The 8,663-nt window shown below is 72.6% G+C and carries 10 protein-coding genes; 9 read left to right on the forward strand and 1 reads right to left on the reverse strand.

Features of this window, described 5'->3' with window-relative positions; all coding sequences use genetic code 11:
- The 9 genes from lepB (HO151_RS00735) to HO151_RS00775 form a co-directional block, all read left to right on the forward strand.
- A partial coding sequence (gene lepB, locus HO151_RS00735) for a signal peptidase I (RefSeq protein ID WP_254594609.1) occupies nt 1-862 on the forward strand: 862 nt, incomplete at its 5' end.
- A gap of 80 nt (nt 863-942) precedes the next feature.
- On the forward strand, nt 943-1,689 hold the full coding sequence (gene lepB / locus HO151_RS00740) for a signal peptidase I (RefSeq protein WP_173894205.1): 747 nt from the start codon (nt 943-945) through the stop codon (nt 1,687-1,689).
- Nucleotides 1,690-1,840: 151 nt separating this feature from the next.
- Nucleotides 1,841-2,317, forward strand: coding sequence for an NUDIX hydrolase (locus HO151_RS00745; protein ID WP_173894212.1), 477 nt, complete (start codon nt 1,841-1,843; stop codon nt 2,315-2,317).
- A 55-nt stretch (nt 2,318-2,372) separates the two neighbouring features.
- Complete coding sequence (locus tag HO151_RS00750) at nt 2,373-2,681, forward strand: DUF2469 domain-containing protein (protein ID WP_005311352.1); 309 nt, start codon at nt 2,373-2,375, stop codon at nt 2,679-2,681.
- A gap of 193 nt (nt 2,682-2,874) precedes the next feature.
- A complete protein-coding gene (locus HO151_RS00755; protein ID WP_173894213.1) occupies nt 2,875-3,264 on the forward strand; it encodes a YraN family protein in 390 nt (129 codons plus the stop codon).
- Nucleotides 3,264-4,886, forward strand: a complete 1,623-nt coding sequence (locus HO151_RS00760) for a YifB family Mg chelatase-like AAA ATPase (protein ID WP_173894206.1) — start codon at nt 3,264-3,266, stop codon at nt 4,884-4,886. The genes HO151_RS00755 and HO151_RS00760 overlap by 1 nt, the downstream gene beginning before the upstream one ends.
- Nucleotides 4,883-6,031, forward strand: coding sequence for a DNA-processing protein DprA (gene dprA / locus HO151_RS00765; RefSeq protein ID WP_173894207.1), 1,149 nt, complete (start codon nt 4,883-4,885; stop codon nt 6,029-6,031). The genes HO151_RS00760 and dprA overlap by 4 nt, the downstream gene beginning before the upstream one ends.
- Nucleotides 6,032-6,301: 270 nt before the next feature.
- Complete coding sequence (gene whiG / locus HO151_RS00770; protein ID WP_173894208.1) at nt 6,302-7,138, forward strand: RNA polymerase sigma factor WhiG; 837 nt, start codon at nt 6,302-6,304, stop codon at nt 7,136-7,138.
- A gap of 217 nt (nt 7,139-7,355) precedes the next feature.
- Nucleotides 7,356-7,913, forward strand: coding sequence for a TetR/AcrR family transcriptional regulator (locus HO151_RS00775; RefSeq protein ID WP_173894209.1), 558 nt, complete (start codon nt 7,356-7,358; stop codon nt 7,911-7,913).
- Here the strand turns inward: HO151_RS00775 and HO151_RS00780 are convergent.
- The coding region (locus HO151_RS00780) for a M23 family metallopeptidase (RefSeq protein WP_217422741.1) at nt 7,867-8,663 on the reverse strand (797 nt) is incomplete at its 5' end. The genes HO151_RS00775 and HO151_RS00780 overlap by 47 nt on opposite strands.

Here is an 8,663-nt window from a genome sequence, read left to right on the forward strand (position 1 = left end):
CGGACGGACCGGCGGCCCCGGCGGTGTCGACGGTACCGCCGATGCCGGCGGCGTCACCGATGCCGACGGCGCCGGCCCGGCGCCGAGGAAGCCGCGGTCCTTCTGGAAGGAGCTTCCGCTGCTCATCGGCATCGCGCTCGTCCTCGCGCTGCTGATCAAGACTTTCCTGGTGCAGGCCTTCTCCATCCCGTCGGACTCGATGCAGAACACCCTCCAGCAGGGTGACCGCGTCCTCGTCGACAAACTGACCCCGTGGTTCGGCTCGGAGCCCGGGCGCGGTGAGGTCGTCGTCTTCCACGACCCCGACAAGTGGCTGGCGGGCGAGCCGACGCCGAACCCGAACGCGATCCAGAAGGGTCTCAGCTGGATCGGCCTGATGCCCTCCTCGGAGGAGAAGGACCTCATCAAGCGCGTCGTCGGAGTCGGCGGCGACACCATCGAATGCAAGGGCACCGGCCCGCTGAAGGTCAACGGCAAGGCGCTGAACGAGCCCTACGTGTACCCGGGCAACACGCCCTGCACCGTGGACGACGGCGGCGGCCAGTTCAAGCTGAAGGTTCCCGAGGGCAAAATCTGGGTCATGGGCGACCACCGGCAGAACTCGCTCGACTCCCGCTACCACCAGCAGGACAAGCACAAGGGCTTCGTGCCCGTGGACAACGTCGTGGGCCGTGCCGTCGTCGTCGCCTGGCCGCCCACCCGCTGGTCCACGCTCCCGGTGCCGGACACCTTCGACCAGAACCTGGGCGCCGCCGCCCCGGGCGCGCTCGGGCTCGCGGGCGCGCTGCCGCTGGTGCTGTGGCGCAGGCGCCGCCTCACCGCCTGGAACACCAGGGTTTCTGGGTCGCGTACCGCCGGGTAGGGTGCCGTCCCAGACCGCCGATCTTCCGTGGCCCGGACCAGGGCCGCGGGGTCGGTTCTCCGAGCCGGGGGAGCACTGGAATGAGCGGGACACGTGGTACGGGCGAGGGCCACGGACGGCTCGGCAGCACACTGTCGGGACTGGCCGTGGCCCTCGGCTGTGTGCTCTTCCTCGGCGGCTTCGCCTGGGGAGCGATCGTCTACCAGCCGTACACCGTGCCGACCGACTCGATGGCGCCGACCATCTCGAGCGGTGACCGGGTGCTCGCCGAGCGCATCGACGGCGCCGAGGTCGAGCGCGGTGACGTCGTCGTCTTCAAGCAGGCCAGCTGGGGCGACCTTCCCATGGTCAAGCGGGTCGTCGCCGTCGGCGGGGACACGGTGGCCTGCTGCACGCAGGACAGGCTGACCGTCAACGGCAAGAAGATCGAGGAACCGTACCTGCCGGAGGGCGGCGCGGCCGAGTCGTCCACGATCCCGTCCATCGAGGTTCCCGAGGGCCGGCTCTTCCTGCTGGGCGACGAGCGCAGCGGCTCGCTGGACTCCACCGCCCACCTGACGGAGGCGGGCAACGGCACGGTGCCGCGCAGCGCGGTGAACGCGCGCGTCGACGCCGTGGCCTGGCCCATGGACGGCATGCTGGCCCGCCCCACCGGCTTCGAGACGCTCGGCGGCATCTCCGAGCCGGGCCCCCTGCGACTGGTCCTCGCGGCGGTGGTGGGCGGTGCGGTACTCGTCCTCGGCGGGGCGGCGTACGGGCCGGTCGCCAAGCGGGCGGGGCGCCGGCGAGGCCGTGCCGGAGCGGGGGAGCGGGCCCTTGCCGGCTGAGGGGGCACCTCCGACAGGCGGTGGGCCCGGTGGGTCCGGTCGGCTTGGTGAGCCCGGGGGGCTTGGTGAGACCGGTCGGCTTGGTGAGACCGGTCGGCTTGGTGAGACCGGTGGGCCCAGTGGGCCTGGTGAGGCCGGTGGGCCCGGTGAGCTGCGCAGGGTGGCCAGGGTGGTCCTGCTGGACCCGGCGGACCGCATCCTGCTGCTGCACGGGCACGAACCCGAGGACCCGTCCGACGACTGGTGGTTCACACCGGGCGGCGGGGTGGAGGGCGACGAGACGAGGGCGGAGGCCGCGCTGCGGGAACTCGCCGAGGAGACCGGTATCACCGAGGTGGAGCTGGGGCCGGTGCTGTGGCGGCGCATCTGCTCGTTCCCCTTCGCGGGACGCCGCTGGGACCAGGACGAGTGGTACTACCTGGGACGTACGAGCCGGACGGCGACCGAGCCGGCAGGGCTGACCGAGCTGGAACGGCGCAGTGTCGCCGGAGCGCGCTGGTGGACGTGCCAGGAACTGCGCCGGGCACATGAGACGGTGTATCCGACCAGACTCGCCGAGCTGCTGCGCAGGCTGCTCGACGAAGGGCCCCCGGCCAGGCCCGAGACCCTCGACACGGAAATCGTCTAGGGGCTCGCGGGGCTGGCGCACAATAGGGGGACGCACGGCTGAAGGGGAACATGCCATGAGCGCCGAGGACCTCGAGAAGTACGAGACCGAGATGGAGCTGAAGCTCTACCGGGAGTACCGCGATGTCGTCGGTCTGTTCAAATACGTGATCGAGACCGAACGGCGCTTCTACCTCACCAATGACTACGAGATGCAGGTGCACTCGGTTCAGGGTGAGGTGTTTTTCGAGGTGTCCATGGCGGATGCCTGGGTGTGGGACATGTACCGGCCTGCTCGGTTCGTGAAGCAGGTGCGCGTCCTGACGTTCAAGGACGTGAACATCGAGGAGCTGAACAAGAGCGACCTGGAGCTGCCGGGCAGCTAGAGGGCTCATGGCGGCCGCCCGTAAGGGTGACTGGGTTGTCCACAATCGGGCGGTCGTCCACCAAGATCCAACAGCGGATCGCGATGGATCCATCGTTGGCGCCGGAGGTGGTGCCGGCATGAAGACATCCGAAGCGCCCGAAGCATCCCAGGTGTCCGAGTCGATCGCGACGCGGGCGGCGCCCGCGTCGCCCATGGCGCCCGAGGCGCGCCGTAAGACGTCCAAGGCACGCAACGCACTCGGCAGGTACGGCGAGGACCTGGCCGCGCGCCGGCTGACCGGGGCCGGAATGACGATCCTGGAGCGCAACTGGCGCGCGGGCCGGACCGGCGAGATCGACATCGTGGCCCGGGAGGGCGACGCGCTGGTCGTCTGCGAGGTCAAGACCCGGCGCGCGGGGCCCTACGAGCATCCGATGGCCGCTGTGACCCCTGCCAAGGCCCGGCGTCTGCGCGGCCTCGCCGAGCGCTGGCTGCAGGAACACGGAGGGTCCCCGCCCGGCGGCGTCCGCATCGACGTCGTGGGTGTGCTGCTGCCCCGCCGGGGCGCCCCCGTGGTGGAACACGTGCGAGGAGCGGCCTGATGGGCTTCGCGCGTACGTGTTCGGTGGCGCTCGTCGGAGTGGACGGCGTCGTCGTGGAGGTCCAGGCGGACCTGGAGCCCGGAATCTCGGCCTTCACCCTGGTGGGGCTGCCCGACAAGAGCCTGACGGAGAGCAAGGACCGGGTCAGGGCGGCCGTGGTCAATTCCGGGGCGGAGTGGCCGCAGAAGAAACTCACGGTCGGTCTCAGCCCCGCCTCCGTGCCGAAGGGCGGAAGCGGCTTCGACCTGGCCATCGCCTGTGCCACGCTCGGCGCCTGCGAGCGCATCGACCCACGGGTGCTGGCCGACATCGTGATGATCGGCGAGCTGGGCCTGGACGGCCGGGTCCGGCCCGTACGGGGGGTGCTGCCGGCCGTGCTGGCCGCGGCCGACGCGGGATACGAGCAGGTGGTGGTGCCGGAGTGCGCGGCCGCGGAGGCCGCACTGGTGCCCGGTGTGTCCGTGCTGGGCGTCCGCAGCCTCCGGCAGCTCGTCGCGGTCCTGACGGACGAACCCGTGCCCGACGAGGATCCGGACGAGCGGGGCCGCACCGATCCGCTCGCGGGTCTGCGCCTGCCGGGCACGGACGCGGCCACGGGCATGCACGGCATGGGCGCCGCACAGTACGACCACGGTCACGACCTCGCCGACGTCGTCGGCCAGCTCTCGGCGCGGACCGCGGTCGAGGTCGCCGCGGCCGGCGGACACCACCTGTTCCTGGAGGGGCCGCCGGGGGCGGGCAAGACCATGCTCGCCGAGCGGCTGCCCGCCGTCCTGCCGCCGCTCGGCCGGGGCGAGTCCCTGGAGGTCACGGCCGTCCACTCCGTCGCGGGCCTGCTGCCGCCCGGCAAGCCCCTGGTCGGCGTGGCTCCCTACTGCGCCCCGCACCACTCCGCGACCATGCAGGCCCTGGTCGGCGGCGGCCAGGGGGTGGCACGGCCGGGAGCCGTGTCGCTCGCCCACCGGGGCGTGCTCTTCCTCGACGAGACCCCCGAATTCAGCAGCCACGCCCTCGACGCGCTGCGCCAGCCCCTGGAGTCGGGGCGCGTGGTGATCGCGCGCAGCGCCGGTGTCGTGCGCTTCCCGGCCAGGTTCCTGATGGTGCTCGCCGCCAACCCCTGCCCCTGCGGCCGCTTCTCGCAGCGGGACAGCCTGTGCGAGTGCCCGCCCGCCGCGATCCGCCGCTACCAGGCCCGGCTCTCCGGACCACTGCTCGACCGCGTCGACCTGCGGGTCGAGGTGGACCGCGTCACCCGTTCCCAGCTCATGGAGCGGGGTGCGCGGGGCGAGTCCACCGAGACGGTCGCCGACCGGGTCCGGTCGGCCAGGGAGCGGGCCGCCGCGCGCCTCGCGGACACCCCGTGGCGCACGAACAGCGAGGTGCCGGGCCGTGAGCTGCGCAGCCGGTGGCACGCGGCCCCGGGCGCCATGGACGAGGCGGAGCACAGCCTGGAGCGGGGCGTGCTCACCGTCCGCGGACTCGACCGCGTCCTGCGGGTCGCCTGGACCGTCGCGGATCTCGCCGGACGTGACCGGCCCGGGGCCGCGGACGTGACGCTCGCCCTGCAGCTGCGCACCGGGGTCCCCCGGGGAGTCCCGATGGCGATCGGCGCGTCGGCGTGAGCGGGGAGGAGGAGCGGCTGCACCGGGCCTTCCTCGTACGCGTCGTCGAACCGGGGGACGAGATCTGCGGACGGTGGCTTCGAGAGAGTGGAGCGGAGGAGGTCGCCGGGTGCCTCGCCGGAGACGGACGGCGGCTGCCAGGTGTGACGGACGCGAGATGGGCGGGTCTGCGCGCCAGGGCGGAGCGGGCCGATCCGCGGCGGGACCTCGCGACGGCGCGGGACTCCGGGACGCGTTTCGTGTGTCCGGGCGACTCCGAGTGGCCCGGGCAACTGGACGACCTCGGGGACGCGAAGCCCATCGGACTGTGGGTGCGGGGCCTGCCCAGCCTGCGGATATGGGCACTGCGCTCCGTCGCGGTCGTGGGTGCGCGGGCCTGCACCGAGTACGGGGCCCACATGGCGTCCACGCTCGGCGCCGGGCTCGCGGAGCGGGGGTGGGTCGTGGTGTCGGGAGGCGCCTACGGCGTGGACGGTGCCGCGCACCGCGGCGCGCTGGGGGCGGGCGGCGCCACCGTCGCCGTCCTCGCCTGCGGGGTCGACCGGCCCTATCCGCGCGGCCACACGCAACTGATCAACAGGATCGCCGAACAGGGTCTGGTGATCGGCGAATTGCCGCCGGGCGACCATCCGACGCCGAGCAGGTTCATCCTGCGCAACCGGGTCATCGCGGCGTTGACGCGCGGCACGGTGGTCGTCGAGGCGGCGTACCGCAGCGGCGCGCTGGTGACCGCCCGCGCCGCGCAGCGGCTGGGCAGATTCACGATGGGAGTGCCGGGCCCGGCCAGCAGCGGCCTCTCGGCGGGTGTGCACGAACTGCTGCGCGGGGACGCGGTCCTGGTCACCGACGCCGCGGAAGTGGCGGAACTCGTCGGAGACATGGGCGAGCTGGCCCCGGCCAGACGCGGCCCCGTACTGCCGCGCGACCTCCTGGACCCGGCAGCCGGCCGGGTGCTGGCCGCGCTGCCCGCCGGGAAGGCGCTGCCACGGCAGGAGATCGCCCGGGGCGCGGGCACGACCGAGGACGAGGCCGTCGCGAAGCTGTACGAACTGCGCTCGCTCGGTTTCGTCGAACGACAGGGCGACGGCTGGAAGTTGACACGCCAGGCCATGAGGTCCATCGGCACGGACCAGGGGTCATGCTGACCCAGCGTGTTCGGCTGCTCGGAGGATCCCCGAACCCGAGGGGGATTGCGCTGGTTGACGCCACAAGATGATTACGCACAGCGACAGCCGCACCCCTGATGATGTCCAGCGGAACGTATCTGCGCACGGTGAGTCCGTCACTGTTCGCACACTGCGACTCCCCAGTCACGCTACGCTCACACGGAATCCGAAGCAGACAGGCAACTCGACATCAGACCGACAGCTCACGCAGGTACTCACAGTTCACTGCAGAACGGCACAAGGCGACGAATGCCCCAGCACACCTCCGGGTCTGACCGGGCGGCAGTTCCCCCCGCTGCCCGCAGCGGCGTGCGCCCGCCCGCCCCCTCGACGCTCGACGAGCTGTGGAGGTCGTACAAGACCACGGGCGACGAGCGGCTGCGCGAGCAGCTGATCCTGCACTACTCGCCCCTGGTCAAGTACGTGGCGGGCCGGGTGAGCGTGGGGCTGCCCCCCAACGTGGAGCAGGCGGACTTCGTCTCGTCCGGGGTGTTCGGGCTGATCGACGCCATCGAGAAGTTCGACATCGGACGGGAGATCAAGTTCGAGACGTACGCGATCACCCGGATCCGGGGCGCGATGATCGACGAACTGCGGGCACTGGACTGGATCCCCCGGTCCGTGCGGCAGAAGGCCCGCAACGTCGAGCGCGCCTACGCGACGCTGGAGGCCCGGCTGCGGCGTACGCCGTCGGAGTGCGAGGTGGCCGCCGAGATGGGTATCGCGGTCGAGGAACTGCACGCGGTCTTCGGCCAGTTGTCACTGGCCAACGTCGTGGCCCTGGAGGAACTGCTGCACGTCGGCGGTGAGGGCGGCAACCGGCTGAGCCTGATGGACACGCTGGAGGACACCGCGGCCGACAACCCCGTGGAGGTCGCGGAGGACCGTGAGCTGCGGCGCTTCCTGGCGCGGGCCATCAACACGCTGCCCGAGCGGGAGAAGACGGTGGTCACCCTCTACTACTACGAAGGGCTCACGCTCGCCGAGATCGGCAATGTGCTCGGGGTCACGGAGAGCCGCGTCAGCCAGATCCACACCAAGTCCGTGCTCCAGCTCCGGGCGAAACTGGCGAGCTTCGGGCGCTGACCTGGCGGGATCGCTCCGTTCCGGGCCGCGGCGGCGAACCGGGACGGGGAGCGCCCGCAGGCGGCCGGACGCCCCCGACGGGGCGGCCCCGACCTCGGCGGACCTTGCGGAATCCTTTCGTCCGGAGGGCATCGATCAAGCCCTCCCCGGCGGGACACTCCCGTCCTGGGCGAGGCGTCCGTAAAGTGGGAGCGTGCCAAGGATTCGAGCGGCCTCCGTGGCCGAGCACCGGTCGATGCAGCGAGCCGCCCTGCTGGACGCGGCGCGGTCACTGCTGTCCGAGGGCGGGACGGAGGCGCTGACGTTCCCGGCGCTCGCCGAGCGGACAGGTCTCGCGCGCTCCTCCGTGTACGAGTACTTCCGGTCCCGGGCGGCTGTCGTCGAGGAACTCTGCGAGGTCGACTTCCCGCTCTGGGCCGCCGAGGTCGAGGCGGCGATGTCGCTGGCCGAAACGCCCGAGGGCAAGGTCGAGGCGTATGTCCGCCGGCAGCTCGCCCTCGTCGGCGACCGGCGGCACCGGGCCGTGGTGGCGATCTCCGCGAGCGAGCTCGACGCGGGCGCCCGCGAGAAGATCCGCGCCGCCCACGGGGGGCTCGTCGCGATGATCGTGGAGGCGTTGCGGGACATGGGCCACGAGCAGCCCCGGATGGCCGCGATGCTCCTCCAGGGGATGGCGGACGCGGCGGTACGGAGGATCGAGCTGGGCGCGGCCGAGGAACCCGAAGTGATCACCGAGGCCGCCGTCGTGATGGCCCTGCGGGGCGTGCGGGGCTGAGCCCTTCCGGGCTGCCCTGCCGACTGCCGCCCTGCCCTGCCCTGCCGTGAGCGGCCCTGCCCTGCCGTGAGCTGCCCGGCCGACCGAACGGGCCGGCGGGAGCGGCCGGAGCGGTCGGGCGGATGCGGGGGACACCGAGGGCTTGGCTGTGTCTGTCATGGTGGGGGACGTACGGCTGCTCCTGGATGCGTTCTCCCTCCCTGGCGCGTCCTCGGTGGACGCGGTGGACGCGGTGCTCCGTCGGCGTCCGCGGTACCCCGGTGACCGGCAGCAGGCGTGACGGGCCCCGGCCCAGTAGCCACGGGGGCAGCAGGGACAGCGGGTCCAGGTAGGTGTCCGCGCGGCGCAGGCCCCAGTGCAGGCATGACGACGGGCAGTGGGAGCCCGGCGGCTCCAGTACCCCGACCGCCTCGCCCGCTGCCACCTCGGTGCCCTTCCTCAAGGACGCCCGCACCGGTTCGTACGTCGTGCGCAGGGGTGGCTCTCCCGTACCCGCCAGCTCCACCGAGACGACCCCGCGGCCCGCGACCCGGCCCGCGAAGGAGACACGGCCGGGGGCGACGGCCCGGACCGGGGCACCGGGGGCCGCGGCCAGGTCGACGCCCCGGTGGCCGCTGCCGTAGGCGGTCGCCGGTGGTTCCCAGCCACGGGACACCGACGGACGCCATCCCACCGGCCAGGCGCGGCCCACGACGGGGACCGGCGGGGGCGCACCGCCGGAGCTGGGGCCCGGGCCGCCGCCTGAGGTGT

The organism is Streptomyces sp. 8P21H-1 (assembly GCF_013302945.1).

Excerpts from the sequence above, each read along its gene's own strand:
- lepB (WP_173894205.1), top strand. The coding sequence starts at position 943 with ATGAGCGGGACACGTGGTACGGGCGAGGGCCACGGACGGCTCGGCAGC.
- HO151_RS00750 (WP_005311352.1), top strand. The coding sequence starts at position 2,373 with ATGAGCGCCGAGGACCTCGAGAAGTACGAGACCGAGATGGAGCTGAAG.
- HO151_RS00755 (WP_173894213.1), top strand. The coding sequence starts at position 2,875 with ATGGCGCCCGAGGCGCGCCGTAAGACGTCCAAGGCACGCAACGCACTC.
- HO151_RS00760 (WP_173894206.1), top strand. The coding sequence starts at position 3,264 with ATGGGCTTCGCGCGTACGTGTTCGGTGGCGCTCGTCGGAGTGGACGGC.
- whiG (WP_173894208.1), top strand. The coding sequence starts at position 6,302 with ATGCCCCAGCACACCTCCGGGTCTGACCGGGCGGCAGTTCCCCCCGCT.